General features: G+C 70.4%; 18 protein-coding genes and 1 tRNA gene. 13 read left to right on the top strand and 6 right to left on the bottom strand.

Features of this window, described 5'->3' with window-relative positions; all coding sequences use genetic code 11:
• Positions 1–6: 6 nt before the first annotated feature.
• The 4 genes from JGS39_RS40470 to JGS39_RS00205 are packed head-to-tail and all read right to left on the bottom strand — an operon-like array spanning position 7 to position 5,145.
• Positions 7–1,089 (bottom strand): hypothetical protein, encoded by a 1,083-nt coding sequence (locus JGS39_RS40470; RefSeq protein ID WP_236062808.1) that lies wholly within the window; start codon positions 1,087–1,089, stop codon positions 7–9.
• Positions 1,086–3,086 (bottom strand): hypothetical protein, encoded by a 2,001-nt coding sequence (locus JGS39_RS00215; RefSeq protein WP_219566415.1) that lies wholly within the window; start codon positions 3,084–3,086, stop codon positions 1,086–1,088. Before JGS39_RS00215 ends, JGS39_RS40470 begins: the two co-directional genes overlap by 4 nt.
• Positions 3,083–3,838 carry a toll/interleukin-1 receptor domain-containing protein gene (locus JGS39_RS00210; protein WP_219566414.1) on the bottom strand — a complete coding sequence of 252 codons (756 nt, stop codon included), beginning with the start codon at positions 3,836–3,838 and terminating at the stop codon, positions 3,083–3,085. The genes JGS39_RS00215 and JGS39_RS00210 overlap by 4 nt, the downstream gene beginning before the upstream one ends.
• A 14-nt stretch (positions 3,839–3,852) precedes the next feature.
• Positions 3,853–5,145: a helix-turn-helix domain-containing protein gene (locus JGS39_RS00205; protein WP_219566413.1), complete on the bottom strand. Its 1,293-nt coding sequence runs from the start codon at positions 5,143–5,145 to the stop codon at positions 3,853–3,855.
• A 644-nt stretch (positions 5,146–5,789) separates the two neighbouring features.
• On the opposite strand from JGS39_RS00205, the gene JGS39_RS42065 reads away from it, so the two are divergent.
• The 10 genes from JGS39_RS42065 to JGS39_RS00155 all read left to right on the top strand — a co-directional run bounded on the left by JGS39_RS42065 (position 5,790) and on the right by JGS39_RS00155 (position 13,801).
• Positions 5,790–6,257: a hypothetical protein gene (locus JGS39_RS42065; protein WP_443742887.1), complete on the top strand. Its 468-nt coding sequence runs from the start codon at positions 5,790–5,792 to the stop codon at positions 6,255–6,257.
• A gap of 121 nt (positions 6,258–6,378) precedes the next feature.
• A complete protein-coding gene (locus tag JGS39_RS00195; protein ID WP_219566411.1) occupies positions 6,379–7,080 on the top strand; it encodes a hypothetical protein in 702 nt (233 codons plus the stop codon).
• Positions 7,081–7,087: 7 nt separating this feature from the next.
• Positions 7,088–7,723, top strand: coding sequence for a MauE/DoxX family redox-associated membrane protein (locus tag JGS39_RS00190; RefSeq protein ID WP_219566410.1), 636 nt, complete (start codon positions 7,088–7,090; stop codon positions 7,721–7,723).
• Positions 7,699–8,247, top strand: a complete 549-nt coding sequence (locus tag JGS39_RS00185) for a hypothetical protein (protein ID WP_219566409.1) — start codon at positions 7,699–7,701, stop codon at positions 8,245–8,247. The genes JGS39_RS00190 and JGS39_RS00185 overlap by 25 nt, the downstream gene beginning before the upstream one ends.
• Positions 8,244–9,161 (top strand): peptidoglycan-binding domain-containing protein, encoded by a 918-nt coding sequence (locus JGS39_RS00180; protein WP_219566408.1) that lies wholly within the window; start codon positions 8,244–8,246, stop codon positions 9,159–9,161. The genes JGS39_RS00185 and JGS39_RS00180 overlap by 4 nt, the downstream gene beginning before the upstream one ends.
• Positions 9,162–9,350, top strand: coding sequence for a hypothetical protein (locus JGS39_RS00175; protein ID WP_219566407.1), 189 nt, complete (start codon positions 9,162–9,164; stop codon positions 9,348–9,350).
• 72 nt (positions 9,351–9,422) lie between these two features.
• The gene (locus JGS39_RS00170) at positions 9,423–9,926 is read left to right on the top strand and encodes a hypothetical protein (RefSeq protein ID WP_308120072.1); all 504 of its coding nucleotides are present in this window, start codon (positions 9,423–9,425) and stop codon (positions 9,924–9,926) included.
• Positions 9,927–10,135: 209 nt separating this feature from the next.
• On the top strand, positions 10,136–10,870 hold the full coding sequence (locus JGS39_RS00165; protein ID WP_219566406.1) for a D-Ala-D-Ala carboxypeptidase family metallohydrolase: 735 nt from the start codon (positions 10,136–10,138) through the stop codon (positions 10,868–10,870).
• Between the two features lie 209 nt (positions 10,871–11,079).
• Positions 11,080–12,828, top strand: a complete 1,749-nt coding sequence (locus tag JGS39_RS00160) for a glycoside hydrolase domain-containing protein (protein WP_219566405.1) — start codon at positions 11,080–11,082, stop codon at positions 12,826–12,828.
• Between the two features lie 34 nt (positions 12,829–12,862).
• Positions 12,863–13,801 (top strand): penicillin-insensitive murein endopeptidase, encoded by a 939-nt coding sequence (locus JGS39_RS00155; protein ID WP_219566404.1) that lies wholly within the window; start codon positions 12,863–12,865, stop codon positions 13,799–13,801.
• Between the two features lie 56 nt (positions 13,802–13,857).
• On the opposite strand, the gene selD is transcribed toward JGS39_RS00155, so the two are convergent.
• Entirely contained in the window at positions 13,858–14,901 is a 1,044-nt protein-coding gene (gene selD, locus JGS39_RS00150) for a selenide, water dikinase SelD (protein ID WP_219566403.1), read from the bottom strand.
• Between the two features lie 56 nt (positions 14,902–14,957).
• Here selD and JGS39_RS00145 point away from each other — a divergent pair.
• The 3 genes from JGS39_RS00145 to selB all read left to right on the top strand — a co-directional run bounded on the left by JGS39_RS00145 (position 14,958) and on the right by selB (position 18,166).
• A tRNA-Sec gene (locus JGS39_RS00145) sits at positions 14,958–15,051 on the top strand.
• Between the two features lie 23 nt (positions 15,052–15,074).
• Positions 15,075–16,394: an L-seryl-tRNA(Sec) selenium transferase gene (selA, locus tag JGS39_RS00140; RefSeq protein ID WP_219566402.1), complete on the top strand. Its 1,320-nt coding sequence runs from the start codon at positions 15,075–15,077 to the stop codon at positions 16,392–16,394.
• A gap of 2 nt (positions 16,395–16,396) precedes the next feature.
• A complete protein-coding gene (selB, locus tag JGS39_RS00135; RefSeq protein ID WP_219566401.1) occupies positions 16,397–18,166 on the top strand; it encodes a selenocysteine-specific translation elongation factor in 1,770 nt (589 codons plus the stop codon).
• Positions 18,167–18,879: 713 nt separating this feature from the next.
• Here the strand turns inward: selB and JGS39_RS00130 are convergent.
• Positions 18,880–19,050 carry a hypothetical protein gene (locus tag JGS39_RS00130; protein ID WP_219566400.1) on the bottom strand — a complete coding sequence of 57 codons (171 nt, stop codon included), beginning with the start codon at positions 19,048–19,050 and terminating at the stop codon, positions 18,880–18,882.
• Positions 19,051–19,185: the final 135 nt, after the last annotated feature.

Here is a 19,185-nt window from a genome sequence, read left to right as displayed (position 1 = left end):
CTAGGGTCAGATCCCGGATGTCGGTCGGGTTGCGGCGCCGGTGCTCTCAGGCTGCTCTCCGTCGTCCGGGGTGAAGGCCGCCGGCGGGTCGAACCGGCGCACCAGATCGTCAGCCGTCTCATGCTGGTCCTGGTCCCTGACGGCGTCGGCGAACTGCTTGGCCAGTAACCTCCTTTGGGTGTCCGCGTCCTCGAGGTTGAGAGCGGTCAGCGCGTCCGCGAGGTGGTCCGCGGCCGTCGGTGCCCGGCCGAGGGGGGCTGTCTGCCGATCCGTAAGCACCTGGCCGTCCTCCCCCTCACGCGGCTGCGGGATGAGGTCCCGTAGCCGTTCGGGAACGTCGGTGTCGTTGGCCGCGGAAGTAAGCCGGGCGAGCAAGCCGAGGTCTTCCACAGTCCTCTCGACCTTTTCGTCGTTCTTGGCGAGCCACCAGACCACGGCGCTGCCGGTGTCCTTCAGCACGTCTTCGCCCAGGTACTTGCGCTTGCTCTGCTCGTATTTCCGCTGGTGCTCCCAGACTGCCTGGTCCTTGCGTACCCCGGCGAGGCTGTCCAGGCGTTCCTGGTCGTGCTCGTGCAGGGTGAGCCGCACATCCTCCGCCATGGCGTGGAGCTGCCCCGTGCTGTCAGGAAGCAGCGAGCTGAGCGCACCGCTCAGCTCGTGCTGGACGAGTGAGACCCGACCGGGCTCCCGCTGCTCGGTGACCACTCGGGCACGGTCCAGTACGGATTCGACGGCGAGTCCCGCCGGGTTCAGTACCCGGCCGGGACGGGAAGCGTCGAGGGCGTACCAGCGAACAGTTGCGGAGATCAAGAAGTCGTAGTCGGGCCATTGACTGGGAAGTGCCACTCGGCTGACGTGGTGCTCCGTGCGCTCGATGGGAGCCGCCGTGTGGTGTTCCTCGAAGGCGACTGGCACGGAGCCGCGGCGATGCCCGGCGATTTTGAAAGCCACGCCGGGGGCCGCGACGAGGATCACCGCAAGGGGCGGCCAAGCCCATGTGGGCCACTGTTCCGTCAGGCCGAAAATGGTCAGCACCAGACCGCACAGTATGGTGAGGAAGACGGTTGTCGTCTTGTGTCCGGTGGTCACGGTTCGGTCCCCCTGGTTGATTCCGCGCGAGGCGGTGTGGTCGGGCGGCTCAGGCGCTGAGCTGAGCAGATCTTCTGAAGTAGCAGGTCGGTGGTGAGCGCGGCGCGCGAGGATCCGACGGGCGCGGTGCGTTCGGCGTCGCGGGCGCTCGCGTAGAGCGCGGCGAAGGCTGCACCGCGTCGGCCCTCGCACCGGTCGGCGGCACTGACGAGGAGTTCGAGCAAGAGGTCACCCTCGTGCCGGTCATCAGACGCTGCGTGCATCCAGCGTTCTGCGTACGGTTGCCATGCTGGCCGAGGCAGCCCGTTCAGTACGGCGCGCCAGCAGGTGGTCACGGACGACTGCACGCTCTCTTCCTCCGCCAGCGTGCGTCCGTTGTCGTACGGGTCGGTCAGCGCCTCGGCGACTCCGACCCGCAGGAAAATGCTGAGGTCAGCCCGCGAGAGTTCGGAGCGTGCCAGCCGATGAAGCAACCTACGGCGTAGTCGGTGGCTCGTCTCCACCAGGTCGCTCAGCGCATGCAGCGCGCTGCCGGTGCTGTGCTCGCGGCGAGCCAGGTAGTACAGCCGGAGCATGGCTTGGTCGGGGTGGCCGGCTGCGACGACGTCGGCACAGACCTGGACCAGGACCTGGGCGAATTGCTCCTTGAGCTGCTTGCCGGTGCACCACTGGTAGATCCAGCCTCGGAGGCTCCGTGCATGTACCCGATCACCGAGACCACAGGTGAGTGCTTGGACGGCGGCCTCCAGCCCAGCCTTGCTCGCGGCCGTCGAGCCCCAGGCTTCGGCCAGCGACGCCAGTCCTTCCGGGCGACCCGTCCGTAGATACTCTCCGGCCAGCTTCGCCACGAGGCCGTCGCGGAGTGCCTGGGTGATGTGCGGGCCGTTCAGCGCCACGCTGCGGGCGGTCCACATGCCCAGATACTGGCGAAGGTCGGGCATGTGGTCCCAGAAGTGGGCGCGGACGGCGGAGTCGTGGTCCAACTCCCCGAACCGCACGTGACCATCCGGTCCGACACCGGCGGAGATTTCCACCAAGCGCTCTGCGAGATCCCTACGCTGCAGCAGCGGAACATCTTCGGGCGGCAGACCCACAGTATCCAGCAGGAGTTGAGCGGCGCGATGGATGACGTCGGCGTGAGCGCCGTGGAGCATGGCGACGGTGATCAGCAGTGCCCTCTGAGGACTGTCGCCCAACGTGGCGACGAGGGTGGCGACCTCTTCTCGCCGGTCGGCCCGTGCCTTGTGCGCAGTTGTGCACCACTGCGCGAACCCTTCGTTCCACGCGCCGGCCTCGCGCGCACGCCGTACCAGGTCGGCGAAGTCCGCTATCTCCCGCAGTGGCCTCTGCTCGCTGACGAATTCAGTGACTGTGGCATCCGGGCGGAGGTAGTGCTCGCTCGGCACCCCATGCACACGAAGGTGCCGCCGCAGGACCCGCTTGCGGCATGGCTGCTGAATCTCGATCCTGTACTGCTGCAGGTCGGAGTCGAGGATTCCCCCATGAGGCATGACGACTACGAGATGTGCGTGCTGCTCGTGTACCGCCTTGCGGAGGGCGGAGAGATCGCCCCGGGCGGCGGCCCACCGTTCGGCCTCGACGGCCGACATATCCAGCAGCAGGCGGTCGCCGGCTCCGACCAGCTCCGGGTCGGTGAGGGGTAGTTCTTCCTCGCCTGACAAGAGCTCCCGGAAGGCGCCGATGTCCGTGTGGTGTTCGCGTAGGAGTACACGGGCCGCGGAAGTCCGGCCGCTGCCAGGTGCGCCGTCCAGGATCACGGTGCCAGTGCCGGCCAGTTGGAGGCGGGCGTTCCCCATGCCGGGCGGAGCGACCAGCACGCGTCGAAGCCACGCGAGCTGGTCATCGGCGACGCGCCGGAAGGAAGGTCTGCCCGAGCTCCGCTGGTCGGCGCCGAAGGTGACGTGCATGTCCCCGGTGCCGTTGTGCAGGGCCCCGCTCGTGCTGGTGACCCATGTACTGCCGCTGCGCTCGCTCACCGGTCGTCGCCCTCATGTTCTTGGGCTTCACCGAACCGGTGCCTGATGTCACCGTGGTGATCGCCCTCGAAGTACGTCATCCCGTTGCCCGAGAAGTGCCGGCCACCCGACTCATTGCGGGAATTCTGATAGATGTCGCCCTGGCCCGTGTGCACGGGCCCGGTGGAGGCTTTGATGACGGTGCCCCCAACGTCGCCGGTGAAGTCACGGCTCTGTACGGCCGTGCCGCTCACGTCCCCGATCGAGTTGGTCACCGAGTCCGGGGTGAGCGGGGAGACGGCGTCCCGGTCCAGGTCGCGCAGACCCGGGACGATGTCGGCCACCACGTCACCGAGGCGTTTCAGACCTGCCTCGGTGTCATGTGTGCTGAACGGGACGGACTGGATCTCTGTAAGCCAGGCCAGTTCGTCAGGCAGGTCGGCTTTGTTCAGCCGGTCGGTCTTCCGGCCGTCAAGTACGGGGACGACGGCAAGCTCACAGTCGAACGCCTCCATGATCTCTTTGCGTACCCAGTCCTCGGGGTCGTGCAGCCGGCTCTGGAAATTCGTCCAGTCCGGGCCGATGACAGCCAGAACCACCGCGCTGCGGCGCAGGCCCGCCAGCAGTTCATCGGGATATGCCTGACCGGGAGCGATGGACTTCGAGGCTCGGAAAATCCGGCCACTGCCGAAGCGACGCGAGAGCTCCTGGTCGATCAGGGCGGCCGTCTTGTCGCCGTCCCCTGTGCGGTAGTTGATGAATACATCGGTCATTTCAAAGCCTCTCTTCAGGATGTGGGAGGGCGCGTTAAGGTGCCGAGGCGCGGAGCAAGCCGGCGTACTGCAGCGTGCGTGGGATGCCGAGCCAGGAGACGGGCGAGACGCCGAAGATCGATGGTGACGGTGGCGGACCTGACCGTGGCCACCCCGTCGAGAAGCGGCTCCGTCACAGCACAGGCGTGGCCGATCTCGCGTTCCGACGCGTAGGCCAAAGCCCTTCGTATCCCGTACCGCACCTGGGTGCGGACCGCGTCCCGAGAGACCAGGGCGAGCTGCCGGTCCAGTTCCTCAGCCGCCTCCCGCGGACGGCCGAGGTCGACCAGGCACCAGCCGGTGACCATGCCGACCGAGTCTGGCAGGTGCATGCTGCCGATCACCGGAGTTTCGGCGCCGCCGTCCTTGCGGACAAGGAGCGTGCGGGCCCGGTCCAGCGCGCGCAGACAGGCGTCACGATCGCCTGCCAGTGCATGGCCTTGCGCCTCGCGTTGCGCCGCCAGCCCGCGGATCCGCGGTGGCAGCGTGTCGCTCTGGGCCCGCTGCGCCAGTGCGATCGTCTGCGCCGCGTCATCCTGGTACAACGTGATTAGCGCTCTGCGGACCAATGCGTAGCCGCCCAGTGCGTGGTCGCCGCCGGCTGCTGCCAGATCTACCGCGCGCTGGGTCCACCAGAGTGCCGCGTGCTCGTCGCCTGTCTCCTGCATCAGCCAGCCCACGTATTCGGCGTAGCGGGAGCCGAGCGCCAACAAATCCCGGCGGGTGCCGTCGTCGACATGCACGGACAGTTCCCGCAGTGTGTGTGTCTGGGCGATCAGGCCGGGAAGCAGATACCCGGGCTCGACGCTCTGCCCCAGACGCCGGTAGTGCGTGAACAGAGAGCGGGACGCCTCCAGCATGCCCGCACCTGCAGAAGGGGCGACCGGTCCCGGTCCGCCCATGCCCAATCTCATCAGCGATGCGGCGCCTGCCCCCACGACCCTTCGCCGTCCTAAGGGCTGAAACCAGCTCGGGCCGTCCGGTGACAGTTGCATGGTCCACTCCTCTTCATCGATCGCGTCGGGAGTCTGCACAAGCGGTGTGTCGGCAACAGGTCTGGCGGCCAGGGCGACAAGTGCTCCGTCGGCCTGGAGGACGGCGTCGCACAGACGGACGAGATCCCGGCTGGGAGTCTTAATGCCTCGTTCGACCTTGCTCAGCTGCGCCTTGCTGTAGTGCACGGCGCTGGACAGTGTGGTGAGGCTGAGTCCTGCGTCCAGACGACGCTTTCTCAACTCCTCGCCGAACCCGGTGGACGGCTGTGGCACGGGACTCTCCTGACCGACCGTCCAGGCGAAGGCGTTCGCAGGTAAGAGTGCGGCAGTGCCAGCCGGACGGACAAGGCGATCGATGCTGTTTCCCGTTTCCTTCTCCGCAGGTGAGGAGCGCTACTCCCTGAATCGGGTGCTGTTTGGGGCGTGGTGAGCACCTGGATGTTGCTCGTGCGCCCCCACATCCGACCGAAGTACACCGCCCCTGTGCCGACGGCAGCTGGCCGGCGGTGACGGGATCCGGGCTGAAGTGCAGGCCGGTGTGGACCTGGCGGCACTCGTCGAGCGCAACCAGCAGGTACTCAGACCTGACCACCGGATGGGCGGTGCCGGCTGCCTCGCAGGGCATCGCGGCTGGCGCCCAGGTGCGACTGCCAGTCTCGCGGGGCATCCGCACCAACCGTCCGTCCCGAACCAAGATCGTGCGACCTGAGAGGTGTTCGGCGTCTATCCTGCGGGTTGCCTTAACGGAGTTTGGTGGACACCAACGTCGACAATGCCAACCGTCAGGTGCGGCTGAGCTTCCGAGCCGCGCCGCCGCGCAGCTCGTCTCGGGACGGCTCCTCGAGAGCCGTGAGGCCGCCGAGGAAGCCCTGCGCTCCGCCGAGAAGAGCGATGACGCCACCCTGCTCTCCAGCGCCTTGTCCGTCGTAGGCGAACTGGCACGCGAAGAGGGACGGCTGGACGCGGCGCGGGACATCGCGCGGCGCGCCGTGTCCACAGCAAGGCGGACGGGGGACCCGACACTGCTCGCCTTCGACCAGAGCAATCTCGCCGGTGCGGAGCTCCTCGCGGGCGACCAGGTGCGTGCCGCGGCACTGGCCGACGCCGCTGTCCGACTGGCCCGTTCGCTGGGCTCTTCGTGGGTGCTGCCCTACGCCCTCGTGGTGCTCGCCGAGGTGGAACTGCGGTGCGGGCGACTGCCGCAGGCGGAGGCGGCGCTCGGCGAATGCGCCGAAGCCGTCGCGCTCACGAGGGATCCGCAGGTGCTCGACGGCATGCGACGGCTGTCGGAGGAGCTCGCCGCAGCCTGGGGTCACACGGACCGCCAACGCTTCCCGCGGAGCGCTGGCCCAGGTCAAGCGCCGGATGAGTGGTGGGGAACGTGACGCGCGCAGTGGCTGATCCGGCTCTGGGCGACCCCAAGAGATTGACAGGGGCATGACTTATGTCTAGCTTCCTCAGCGGCTGCGGTGTCACATCAGACCCCCTGCCCCCGGGAGGATGCACATGGCCGCATCGTTCGTCACTCATCGCGCACTCGATGGTGGGACGTACCACTTGGAGGGCGACATCGACCTCCAGGCGCCGTGCACTTCGGCTGTCGAGGTCCTGGCCGGTGGCCGGCTGGTCGAATTCACTGCCGGCCCGGCCTCTCTGGGGGACGATGTCGCCGCCTCCCTGGGTATCGGGTCACCCGAATCCGAGCTCACCTTCCAGAAGGGCGCGCTGCGCATCTTCCGGTCGGTCGAGCGCGAGCCGCGCTCGGGGCTCGTTGAGCGGCCGTCGCTCGTCGTGTGGCGTGGCGAGCGCCACTCACTCGTGACCCGGTTGTACGGCATGGGCGTGGCCGAGGTGCTCGGGCTGCTCCGGTCGGTGCGTATCGGGGAGAGCGAGTACGGGCTCACCCTCCAGCCGGATCCCTCGGCCGGAAGCGCCTTCGCGCGTCCCGCGACGCTGATCAAGGAGGTCCCCGGCCTCGGGCTGCTGGAGCTGTCGCGGCGCACGAAGGAGCACACCGCCCAGCTCCCGCCTTGGAAGGGGGTGGCGGTCGCGGCCGGCGAGCTTTTCCGCGACACGCTCTCCGACGGCAGCCCGTTCTTCGTGCTCTCCTCCACCGCGATCTGGGCCACGGTGGTGCCACTGGCATCGACTCCCGTCGAGAGGGTGCCCGAACTCGTCGGGCGACTCACGCTGCGGCACACCGGGTGATCCGCCGGTGATCGGCTTCTTCGGCGGGCTGACCGCCTCCCTCGTCATCCTGACCCTGCTCATGGGTGCGGGCTCCCATGCCGCCAGTCCGGCTGCACTGGGCGACGCGCTGTGGGCGCACGGCGTGCTGGGTCCGCGGTTCCGCAGGTCGGCGGCCGTCGTGCTGCCGGTCGCGGAGGGTGTCCTGGGGGCGGCGGGCGCGGCCGCGCTCGTTACAGGTCACCAGCGGGGGCTGCAGGCCGTACTCGTCGCGGGAGCCGCCCTCTTCGCGCTCTACGCCGGCTATACGCGTCACGTCCTTGCCCTCGGCCGTGGAGGGCCGTGCGGCTGTTCCGGCCAGGATGTGCCCCTGAGCCGCTGGGTGACCCGGCGGGCCGCGGCCCTCGCCGTGTTCGCGATGAGCGGCGCCGCCGTCGTCGGGGCCGGCCCCGTACGCCTCTCCACGGCGGAGCTGATCACACTGATGCTCGCGGCTCCCGCCTGCACAACGCTGTTGTGGTACCTGCCCGCTGCCATGCACGAGCCGACCGCAGCCTCCGTCCACCCGCCGACCAGGGCCCCCGCTCACCAGCAGGACATGGCCACCGTGCACCGGACCGCCGAAGGAGTGCCAACGCGATGGACTTCACCACCAGCGCCCTGATTGCCTCGTGGGCGGCGATCGCGCTGCTCGCGCTGGTCGTCTCGGGGCTCATCAGGCAGGTGCACCAGCTGTCACGAACGCAGCCGCACCGCCCCGGGCGGGTGGGCATCGCCCCCGGCGCACAGGCGCCCGGGCTCGATGCGACCCGGCCCGATCCGGCAGGGCTCGACGGCCTCCTGACACCGGGCCGTGCCGCGCTGCTGCTCTTCCTCGACGCGGACTGCCGTACCTGCGGCCAGGTGCTCGCCGAGGCCGGTGCCTGGACGGTCCGCCAGGGCGAAGCGGCCGCCCCGCAGGTGCTCGGGCTCTACGCGGGCGCCGGGCCGCAGGCCGGCGAGGGCGCCGTCCCGGTCAGGGACCACCGTCAGGAGCTGTTCACGGCCTACGACATCCCGGCCACCCCCTACGCGGTGGCCATCGATCCGGAACTCCGGATCGTGCGTTCCGAGCCGCTCGGTTCACCCACCGCGCTGCTGCGGCTGCTCGACGACATCGCACCCGCAACGCCGAGGAGCCGGCCGTGACTTCACTGCAGGACGTGCCCACGCTGCGCCGCTCAGGGAGCGGTGGCCGCCGCTCCCGGACCGGGCGCGGGGCCCTTCCCTCCTTCGCGCCGTCCAGGCGCACCGTGCTGCAGGCGGCGACCGCCGCGGGCTTCGCCGCGCTGGGAGTGTTCTCCGCCGCCCGGGAGGCGTACGCCGACGGGTACGACATCTGGACCGGTGCATGCCCGAGTTACGCCGAGGACCACAACTGCTCCCCGGGCTGCGGGCCCAGCACCATCTATGCCGACGCGTGTGTGACCTCGGGGACGAACACCGGCTTCCACCGGACGGACGGAGTCACCTGGACCCTGCGGCCCAACCAGTGCTACGCCGGTACCTACGACGGCTGGCTGTGGCGCTACAGCGCGGCTTGCGGCAGTTGCGGCTGCGGTATCGAGAGGCGGTGCCACGACGGGTACCGCAACACCGGCTCCGGCTGGGTGAAGTCCATCTGCCGCTGGACGACCGACTGCGACTGCCCCGGCTCCGTCACCTGGCCGACCATCGGCAGCGGTGCCACCGGGCCCGACGTCTTCACCATCCAGCATCTGCTCACCCACCACGGGCATCCCACGGATGTCGACGGCATCTTCGGTTCGGACACCGAGGCGCAGGTCGAGGCGTTCCAGTCGGCGAACGGACTCAGCCCCACGGGAAGTGTCAGCGCGGCGACCTGGCCGGTCCTGGTGGTCACCGTGCGCCAAGGAGACGTGAACGATGTCGTACGGGGCGCGCAGCGGCAGCTCAACAAGCACGGTTCCGCGCTGACCGTCGACGGCAACTTCGGGTCGCTCACCCGGCAGGCCGTCGTCTCGTTCCAGTCCCTGCACGGCCTGACCGCCGACGGAGTGGTCGGCCCGAACACCTGGCTCACACTGACCGGGACGGTCTAGGTGGGCGAGTCCGTCCGTCCCGCGGACCGGCCGAGCGGCGCCCGTGCCGTACGGGCGCTGCTCACCGACCCCGTTCTGTCCGTGGCGGCCCTGGGGATCGCGGTGATCGCCGCCGTCCTCCATGCCCCCGTGCTGACCTGGGCGATCACCGGTGGTCTGGCCGGCTACTCGCTCTCCGGCTCCGTTTGAACGCGTAACAGCGCTTTCGCGCTGGCCTCGCCAGGTTGGCGGGCAACGTACAGACAGGCGCTGGTCCTCGGCGTGTTCACCTGTGGTCTGCTGGCCGGAGGGGCGCTTTCGGCCGGGGTGCTGTGGCTCGTATCCGGTCTCTTCACGCCGCTTCCGGTCGGCGTGCGGCAAGGGCTGATCGTGGCTGTCGCGCTGCTCGCCGCGTTGCGTGACGCGGGCAAGCTGTCGCTGCGGCTGCCGCAGAACGCCCGGCAGATACCGCAGGACGTCCTGCGGCGTCATCTTGCCCGCGGAGCGCTGCAGTTCGGCTTCGAGCTCGGCACGGGCGTGCGCACCTACGTCTCGGCGAGTGCGCCGTACGCGATGGCGGTAGCGGTGCTGCTGTCCGGGGGCTCCTACGCGCCCGCCCTGGCCGCCGGACTCGGCTTCGGAGCCGGCCGGGCACTCACCCCGGCCCTGCGCAGGCTCTCCGGAGACGGGGAGTGCTGGGACGGCCGACTCGCGGAGCGGCTGAGCGGCATGACCGTCGTGTGCTCCGTGCTGATCGCCGCTGCCGCCTGCGGAGTCCGGCAGTAGTGGCTTCGCCTCGCTCGGGCGGACAACTCCGGCCGGGGCCGGACACCGCATTGCCCCTGGTGGCGCAACTCCTTTGTCCTGTAAGCCAGTTGTGTCGGAGGTCTGGTCCTGTGGCAGATGGTGATGGTGTGGACACGTCACGCAGGGGGAGGTCAGACTCGCCTCAACCCTCTAGCGGGGAATCGGGAAGGACTCACAACGGAGGCGTCATGTTGAGGCGTACGATCCAACTCGCCCTAGCGTTTGTCATGATCATGGCTGCGACGGTAGGGGGTGTGCTGGCCACCGCTGCCCCTGCCCAGGCCGACGAGTGCTACAGCTGGGGCCGCACCCTGTCCGAAGGCATGTCGGGAGCCGACGTGACCCAGCTGCAGATCCGGGTGGCCGGGCATGTCGACTACGGCGAGATCCTCTCCGTCGACGGCAACTTCGGCCCGCGGACCAAGGCCGCGGTCATCAAGTTCCAGCAGGCGTACGGACTCGGAGCGGACGGTATCGCGGGTTCCCAGACGTTCAGCAAGATCTACGCACTGCAGGACCCGGACTGCACCCCCATCCACTTCACCTACGCCGAGCTGAACAACTGCAACTCCGACTGGTCCGGTGGCGCGGTGAGCGCCGCGACGGCCAAGTCCAACGGCCTGCGCACGATGTGGAAGCTTGAGGCCCTGCGGCACGCGATGGGAGACGTGCCCATCGTCGTGTCCAGCGGATTCCGCTCCACGGCCTGCAACAATGCGGCGGGCGGTGTCTCGAACAGCCGGCACCTCTACGGTGACGCCGCCGACCTGATCGGCAGCCCGTCGTTCTGCGCACTCGCCCAGCGGGCTCGCTCGCACGGCTTCGGCGGCATCTACGGCCCCGGCTACCCGAACCACAACGACCACACCCACGTGGACGGCAGCACCAGCCGCTCCTGGTCAGCCCCCAACTGCGGGGTCTGACCGGCACGTCGCCACCGTACCCGCACAGCAGCCCGCCTTCCCGGGGCCGGAGTCCGGCCCGGGGAAGGCGGGCCCGTACCAGCCGCAGGGTGCGCGGCCGATCAGGCTCCGGTTCGTCCACGGGCAGGCACCGCCGTGGACGGACGGGAGCAGACCTGCTGAGCCGCTGCCCCTCACTCTCCCCCCCGCATTCGAGTAGGAGTGAACCGATGTCCTCCCGGATCCCCTGGCGCGCCCGTGCCGGAACTGCCCTGCTGGCGGTGCTCGCCGGTACCGGCGCGTTCGCCGCCCCCGTCCCCGCCCAGGCAGATTCCCAGCCCGAGAGCCTGCGGAGCGTCACCTACCACGGCTACCGCATCGAGGTGCCCGCCGACTGGCAGGTGGTCGATCTGGCCGAGAACCCGCGTGCCTGCCTCCGGTTCGACAGACCCGCCGTCTACCTGGGTGAGCCCGCCGAGCAGAACGACTGCCCCGCCGGAGTCGTCGGCCGTTCGGCGGGCATCGTCGTGGAGCCCATCACCGCCCGCTCCGCCGGGCAGGCGACGGCGGCGACCGCACGGACCCAGCGCGGCAAGGCCATCGCCCCGGCCGCCGCTTCCAGCAACGACACCATCCAGATCGCGGTCGAGGACGCCGGCGTCCTCGTGACCGCCGCCCACACAGCGGAGACGGAGAACCTCGTACGCGGCGTTCTCGCCTCCGCCGAGCTCACCGAGGGCGCCGAGCGCACCGCGCTGCCCCGCGCGGCCCAGCGCTCCGACGCCACCTCCCTGGCCGCGGCCGGACCGCAACCCGGCAGTTACCAGGGCAAGGGCTTCGACGCCTGCGCCGCGCCCTCGCAGGCCGCGATGAACGCCTGGCAGGCGAGTTCGCCGTACAGCGCGGTCGGCGTCTACATCAGCGGATCCTTCCGCGGCTGCGCCCAGCCGAATCTGACGGCGAGCTGGGTGACCAGCCAGACCGCCAACGGATGGCGTCTGTTCCCCATCGACGTCGGCCGCCAGGCACCCTGCACCAGCTACTCGCTGAAGATGTCCACCGACCCGGCCACGGCCAAGTCCCAGGGCGTCACCGCGGCCGCCGGTGCCATCACCGCCGCGTCGAACCTCGGCATCCCGGCGGGCAGCGCCATCTACAGCGACATCGAGGCGTACACCTCCACGGCCTCCTGCAAGGCGGCTGTGCTGTCGTACCTGTCCGGCTGGACCGAACGGCTGCACAGCAGCGGCTACCTGTCGGGCTTCTACTCCAGCGCCGCCTCCGGCATCAAGGACGCCGCCGCCGAGTACAACAACGGTGCCTACACACGCGTCGACCACCTCTTCTACGCGTGGTGGAACGGCGCAGCCGACACCAACACCGGTACCTACGTGCCGTCCTCCTACTGGTCCAACCACCAGCGGATCCACCAGTACGCGGGCGAGGTCACCGAGTCCTACGGCGGCTACTCGATCAACATCGACCGCGACTACCTGGACGTCGGCAACGGCTCCACGCCCACGCCCACCTGTTCCGGGGCGAACCTCGACTTCACCGCGTACACCACCGTCCAGAGCGGCTCGACCGGAGACCGGGTCAAGGCCGCCCAATGCCTGCTCAAGGCCGCCGGATTCGACCCGGGCACCCCCGACGGGTTCTTCGGGCCCGACACGACCGCCGCCGCCCGGAACTTCCAGGCCGGCAAGGGGCTCACGGCGGACGGTGTGGTCGGCGCGAAGACCTGGACGGCCCTGCTGTCCCGCGGATCCACCCCGATCGTCCAGAACGGCTCGACAGGAGAGGCCGTCACCCGGCTGCAGCGCGCCCTGACCGCCGCGCTCGGCCGGACGGTGGCCATCGACGGCGTCTTCGGCTCGGGCACCGCCCAGGCCGTACGCGACTACCAGTCCTCGCGCGGGCTGGGCGCCGACGGCATCGTCGGCCCCGCTACCTGGGGCGCCCTCCAGTCCGGAAAGTGAGCGGGCGAATGAACAGGAATGTGAGGCAGACACCGTGAGACGACTCGCACGCATCATCACGCTGTTCACCGCTCTGGCGGGCCTGTTCCTCGGGCTTGGCGTCCCCGCGCAGGCCTTCCCGCAGGCGGCGTTCCCGCTGGCCAGCAATGGCAGCCGGGGTTCCGACGTCGTCGCGCTTCAGCACCTGCTTGCCGCGCACGGCCGCTCTGTAGCGGTGGACGGCGCCTTCGGCTCGGGCACGCAGAGCGCCGTGGTGGGCTTCCAGCAGTCCAAAGGCCTGACCGCGGACGGCGTCGTGGGGCCCGCTACCTGGGGCGCCCTCGCCATCACCGTCCGCCAGGGTGACAACGGGCCGGCGGTGACGGCCCTCCAGTCGCTGCTCAACGCCAAGCGGGGCGCCGGACTCACGGCCGACGGGGCCTTCGGACCCGCCACCGGCACCGCCGTCCGCACCTTCCAGTCCCATGCGGGGATCAGCGCGGACGGCGTCGTCGGGCCGACCACCTGGCAGAACCTGCTGTGGCACTACGAGAACATCAACTTCGGCGGCAGCACGATGTGCGCACAGAGCCCCGACGGCAACGCGGGTGCGCACTGGGCGACAGCCGGCGCCGTCGGCCAGCTGGAGGCCGCCGCCGCCACCTTTGCCGCCACAGGGAACGGCAGACTGCCGGTGGGCGACGCCGGCTTCGAGCACGGCGGGGACATTCCCGGCCACGGCAGCCACGAAGTTGGGATGGACATCGACGTGTGGCCCGCCCGCACCGACTCGGCGCAGTGCACTGCGGGGCGTATCACCTGGCAGTCGAGCACGTACGACCGGGCGGCCACCCGCAGGCTCGTGCAGGAGATCCGCGCGAAGGCCCCCGGCCACGTCCAGCTGATCTTCTTCAACGACCCGCAGTTGATCTCGGAAGGGCTGACCACGAGCTACGCCAACCACGACAACCACCTGCACATCCGCTACCGGTAGCGGCCCGGCCGCGGGTCCGCGGGCCTCGCCCGCGGACCCGCGGCCGTTCGCGGTGCTCAGCGGATCACCAGTGTGGTGCCGGCCACGGCGGGAATCAGTTCCCCGATGACCAGATGTCCGGGTATTTCGCCGGCGACCAGCAGCCCGCCGGAGGTCTGTGCGTCGGCAAGCAGGTGCAGCTCATCCTGGCTCGCCCGTCCCGCGTCGAGGTGCGGGCGCACCCAGTCGAGGTTGCGCCGGGTTCCGCCGCTGACGTACCCGGCCCGCAGGGACTCCCGGGCGCCGTCGAGTACGGGGACGGCGGCGGCGTTCACCACGGCCGTGACGCCGCTGGCCCTGGCCAGCTTGTGCAGATGGCCGAGCAGCCCGAATCCGGTCACATCGGTGGCGCACACGGCGCCGGCCTCCAGGGCAGCCGCGGCTGCCCTGTCGTTGAGCGCCGTCATGGTGGCGACGGCGTGCGCGAAGACCTCGCCGGTCCGTTTGTGGCGGTTGTTGAGTATGCCGACGCCCAGCGGTTTGGTCAGGGTCAGCGGCACGCCCGGCCGGCCGGCGTCGTTGCGCAGCAGCCGGTCCGGATCCACCAGGCCCGTCACGGCCATTCCGTAGAGCGGTTCCGGGCTGTCGATGCTGTGGCCGCCGCCGACGAAGCAGCCGGCTTCGCGGGCCACTTCGAGCGCACCTGCCAGGACCTCCCGGGCCAGCTCCGCGGGCAGTACGTCACGGGGCCAGCCCAGTAGGTTGAGCCCGACGACGGGCCGGCCGCCCATCGCGTAGACGTCGGACAGCGCGTTGGCCGCGGCGATCCGGCCCCAGTCGCGGGCGTCGTCCACGACGGGTGTGAAGAAGTCGGCCGTCGACACCAGGGCGGTGCCGTCACCCGTCAGCACCACGGCGGCGTCGTCACCGTCATCGAGTCCGACCAGCAGCCGGTCCTCGCCGCCGCCGAGAGCCTGTCCGGGATTCCAGGACGGCAGCAGTCCCGCGACCATCGCCTCCAGTTCCCCCGGAGGAATCTTGCAGGCGCAGCCGCCGCCGTGTGCGAACTGGGTCAGCCGCACGGGCGCGGCCGGTACGGAGGCAGGGCCAACTGGCTTCATACGGAGATCATTTCACCTCTTGCCCCAGGAGTGTGCGGGGACCACAATCTTGCTCCGGAGGCGTTAGGTGGGCTGGTGCCCCTCCCGATCTTCAAAATCGGTGTGGTCCGGGAACCGGGCCAGGCGGGTTCGATTCCCGTCCGCCTCCGCTGACTTCGATCGGGGTGGCACGGGTGGCGGACACGACGGACGAGCCGCCTGCGGACATCCGGAGGCAGGTGCCGAGCACCACGGTGCTCCTCGGCGACCCCCGGCTGAGCGAGGCGTCCGCACGGCTGGGCAGGCCCCTCGTCAAGGCCGCGGTCGGCACCGCCCAACAACTCGTACGCGAAGGACGGATCGGCCCGGGCGACGCGGTCCACGCCGCACTTGCCGCGCTCCCCGCACACACAGGCGGACTGAGCCCCGTGCACAACGCCACCGGCGTCGTACTGCACACCAACCTGGGACGGGCCCCGCTGTCGCGGTCCGCGCTGGAGGCCATGGCGGCGGCAGGCGGATACACGGACGTCGAGCTGGACCTGAGCACCGGCAGACGGGCGCCACGCGGCCGCGGCGCCATGGCTGCCCTGCGGGAAGCGGTGCCGGCCGCGGAGGCGGTTCACGTGGTCAACAACGGAGCCGCCGCCCTGGCCCTGGCGGCGGTGACGCTGGCCCCGGGGCGCGACATCCTGCTCAGCCGGGGCGAGTTCGTCGAGATCGGCGACGGATTCCGGATACCCGAACTGCTGGTTTCCTGCGGCGCACGGATACGCGAGGTCGGCACCACCAACCGGACCCGTCTCGGCGACTACGCGGACGCCGCCGGCCCGGACACCGGATTCATCCTCAAGGTCCACCCGTCGAACTTCACGGTGAGCGGCTTCACCGGGGGAGTGGGGACCGAGGAACTGGCGTCCCTCGGCCTTCCCGTCGTGGTCGACATCGGCTCCGGCCTCCTCGCTCCCGACCCGGTGCTGCCGGACGAGCCCGACGCGGCCACGGCCCTGCGCGACGGGGCCACCCTGGTCACCGCCAGCGGGGACAAATTGCTCGGCGGGCCGCAGGCCGGGCTGGTCCTTGGCGCGGCCGCCGTCGTGGAACGGATGCGCCGCCATCCGCTGGCCCGAGCCCTGCGCGTGGACAAGTTCACCCTGGCCGCGCTGGAAGTGACACTGCGCGGTCCCGAGCCCCCCGTGCACGCAGCCGTGCACATGCCGCTGCCGCAGCTGCGCATCCGCACGCTGCGCCTGGCCGAGGATGCTGGCCGCCGAGGGCTGGACGCCCGCGTCGTACCCCACGAGGCGGTGGTCGGAGGAGGCGGCGCACCCGGGGTCGTTCTGCCTTCCTGTGCGCTCAGCCTCCCCGACGACCTGGCAGAACCTCTGCGCACCGGTGAACCGGCCGTGCTCGGGCGGGTGGTGCGCGGCCGGCTGCTGCTGGACCTCCGGTGCGTACCGGAGGAGTCCGACAGCGACATCCTCGCCGCGGTGCTGCGCGCGGCGGGGCGGTGAACATGCGGGTCATCGCGACGGCCGGGCATGTCGACCACGGCAAAAGCACACTGATCCACGCACTGACCGGCACTCACCCCGACCGGCTGGCGGAGGAACGGCGCCGTGGCCTGACCATCGACCTGGGCTTCGCATGGACGGATCTGCCATCGGGCGAACGGCTGGCGTTCGTCGACGTCCCGGGACACGAGAGGTTCGTGCCCACCATGCTGGCCGGCGTGGGACCCGTGCCCGCCGTGCTGTTCGTCGTCGCCGCCGACGAAGGCTGGAAGCCCCAGTCCGCCGAACACCTCGCCGCCGTGAACGCCCTCGGCGTACGGCATGGACTGCTCGTCATCACCCGCTGCGACCTGGCCGACCCCGGTCCCGCCACGGCGCAGGCACAGGACCGGATCCGGTCGAGCACCCTCGGCAGCGTCGACACCGTGACTGTCAGCGCCCGCACCGGCGCGGGACTCGCCGAGCTGCGCGCCGCCCTCGACAGGCTGGTCGCGCGACTGCCGGAAGGGGACGCCGAATCCCCGGTGCGGCTGTGGATCGACCGGTCCTTCACCGTGCGCGGCAGCGGGCTGGTGGTCACCGGGACCCTCGGGGCGGGGCGGATCCGCAGGGGCAACGTCCTGGTGACCGCACGCTCCGGCAGCCCCGTGCGCGTCAGAGGGCTGCAGGCCCTCGGCGAGGAGACCACCCTGGTGCGGGCCACCGCCCGCGTCGCCGTCAACCTCCGAGGCCTCGAAAAGGAGTCGACGGGCCGTGGTGACGCCCTGCTCACACCCGGCAGTTTCCTCCCCTGCCTGAGCTGCGACGTGCGCGTACACGGTGGAGCACCTGCCACAGAACTGCCCCGCACCGCTGTCGCCCACATCGGCTCGGCGGCGGTGCCCGTGCGCGTACGGTCGCTCGGTCCGGACCTCGTCCGCCTGACCCTGCCGGAACCACTTCCGCTGCGCATCGGCGACCGCGCGGTGCTGCGCGACCCCGGCCTGCGACGGGTGCTCGCCGGTCTGACGGTGCTCGACCCCCAGCCACCGGAACTGCGGCGCCGCGGCGCGGCGGCACGGCGGGCCGCCGAGCTGGGCGACGCCCACGGCGCACCGGCCGAGGCCGCCGAGCTGCGGCGCCGACTTCTGGTCAGACGGGGGCAGTTGACCGCGATGGGGGTGGCAGTCCACACCGCGCCTGTCGTGGGGGACTGGCTCGCCGACCCTGCACACTGGACCACCCTGCGCGCCCGGCTGGCCGAACTGGTGGCGGCGTACCTCTCCGAGCGGCCCACCGAGGACGGCATACCGGTGGAGGCCGCCCGACATCGTCTGGGGCTGCCGGCGGTCTCCCTCGTCGAGGCACTGGTCACGCCGCCCTTGCGGATGAGCCGCGGGCGCGTGACCGCCGGGCCCACGGCACAGCCCGCCCCTGTGGCGGACGCGGTGCGCCGGCTCACCGCTGAACTCGACGGGAGGCCCTTCGCCGCCCCCAACGCCCAGCGGCTCCTGGAACTCGGCTTCGGCCGCCGTGAGCTCGCCGCGGCGGTGCGCCACGGAGCGGTACTGCGGCTCGCGGAGCACGTGGTGCTGCTGCCGGACGCCCCCCGACTGGCGGCCGACCGGCTGAGCGAACTCGACCAACCGTTCACCGTGGGAACGGCGAGTCGCGCCCTGGACACCAGCCGACGCGTCACCGTTCCCCTGCTGGAGCACTGTGACGGTCAGGGCATCACCCAGGTGCTTCCTGACAAGCGCCGCCGGTGCACGCACCAGCGGCGGTCGGCGTGACGGCAGGGTGCAGCCGATACCCCATGTAGTCAGCCTTGGGGTTCGGCGCCGCGGTATGTCGAGCACATGCCGATGAGCCCGCCGTTCCTGGTAATGGCGAAGTTGTAGGCATCGTCGCGGTCCCACTTCGCGTCGGGGCGGTGGCTGGGACTGCTTGTACTCCTCGGTCATTCCGGCCGACGCCTTTAAGCGTAGGACGGCCGCCCGCTACGCTCGGGATTGCCTCAACGGACGTTGGGCGACGCGAACGTCGACAATGCCAACCGTCAGGTGCGTCTGAGTTTCCTGGGCTGACCAAGAACTCCGGTCCCTGACCGGATCGCACTTCGCCGCTCCGCCGCAGGACGAGCACGCGCCATGACGTGCGGCGGCCGGGACCGCCAAGGTCCCGGCCGGTCCGCGGTTCACGCGGAGGCACCACACGATGACAGCGCCTCGGCCCTCAAAGGGACCTCCCCGTCCGCACAGGGAGCGGCACACGCCCCACCTCTCTCATGCGCCGGACGGCCGCGCGCATCGTGGAGCGCAGTGCGTCCCGCGGACCGGCCGTCGGCACACGCCTGGTCGAACGGGCGCTCGCCGATGCAGAACACCAAGGTCCGGCTGAAGTACCGGGGTGGATTTGCCTTTACGGGGTTGGCAGACACGTTCAGCGTGGTGCGGGGGAGGAGCCCTGATGAGCGCGCTCCTCCGCCGGGTTCCCGCCGGTGCCGTCAGCGTCTGCGGGAGGGGCGGCCGGCTCCGATTCCCGCTACGTGCAGGGCCAGAAGTGCCAGACCCAGGAGCATGAGGTTCACGGAGGAGAAGACGTCGTTGGTGGTGATGTCTGCTGCGTTGATCAGGAAAGAGATGACGAACAGGACGGCCGCGGCTATGCCGAGCATGGAGTGCTCCTCTCGTAGGCGTGCAGTGCGTGTGCCCTGATATCCCGAGGGCAGACCCCGATTCCGCCTCGGCTTCGGGACGGCGACCGGGCTGTGTGGGGGTTCCGGGGGTGTGCTTCGCAGCCGGGGGTAGGA

The organism is Streptomyces poriferorum (genome assembly GCF_019399235.1).
In the GTDB taxonomy this organism is placed as follows: domain Bacteria; phylum Actinomycetota; class Actinomycetes; order Streptomycetales; family Streptomycetaceae; genus Streptomyces; species Streptomyces poriferorum.
This window is presented reverse-complemented; position numbering and strand designations above follow the sequence as displayed.

Excerpts from the sequence above, each read along its gene's own strand:
- JGS39_RS00165 (WP_219566406.1), top strand. The coding sequence starts at position 10,136 with ATGTTGAGGCGTACGATCCAACTCGCCCTAGCGTTTGTCATGATCATG.
- JGS39_RS00160 (WP_219566405.1), top strand. The coding sequence starts at position 11,080 with ATGTCCTCCCGGATCCCCTGGCGCGCCCGTGCCGGAACTGCCCTGCTG.
- JGS39_RS00185 (WP_219566409.1), top strand. The coding sequence starts at position 7,699 with ATGGACTTCACCACCAGCGCCCTGATTGCCTCGTGGGCGGCGATCGCG.
- selB (WP_219566401.1), top strand. The coding sequence starts at position 16,397 with ATGCGGGTCATCGCGACGGCCGGGCATGTCGACCACGGCAAAAGCACA.
- JGS39_RS00195 (WP_219566411.1), top strand. The coding sequence starts at position 6,379 with ATGGCCGCATCGTTCGTCACTCATCGCGCACTCGATGGTGGGACGTAC.
- selD (WP_219566403.1), bottom strand. The coding sequence starts at position 14,901 with ATGAAGCCAGTTGGCCCTGCCTCCGTACCGGCCGCGCCCGTGCGGCTG.
- JGS39_RS00130 (WP_219566400.1), bottom strand. The coding sequence starts at position 19,050 with ATGCTCGGCATAGCCGCGGCCGTCCTGTTCGTCATCTCTTTCCTGATC.
- JGS39_RS00210 (WP_219566414.1), bottom strand. The coding sequence starts at position 3,838 with ATGACCGATGTATTCATCAACTACCGCACAGGGGACGGCGACAAGACG.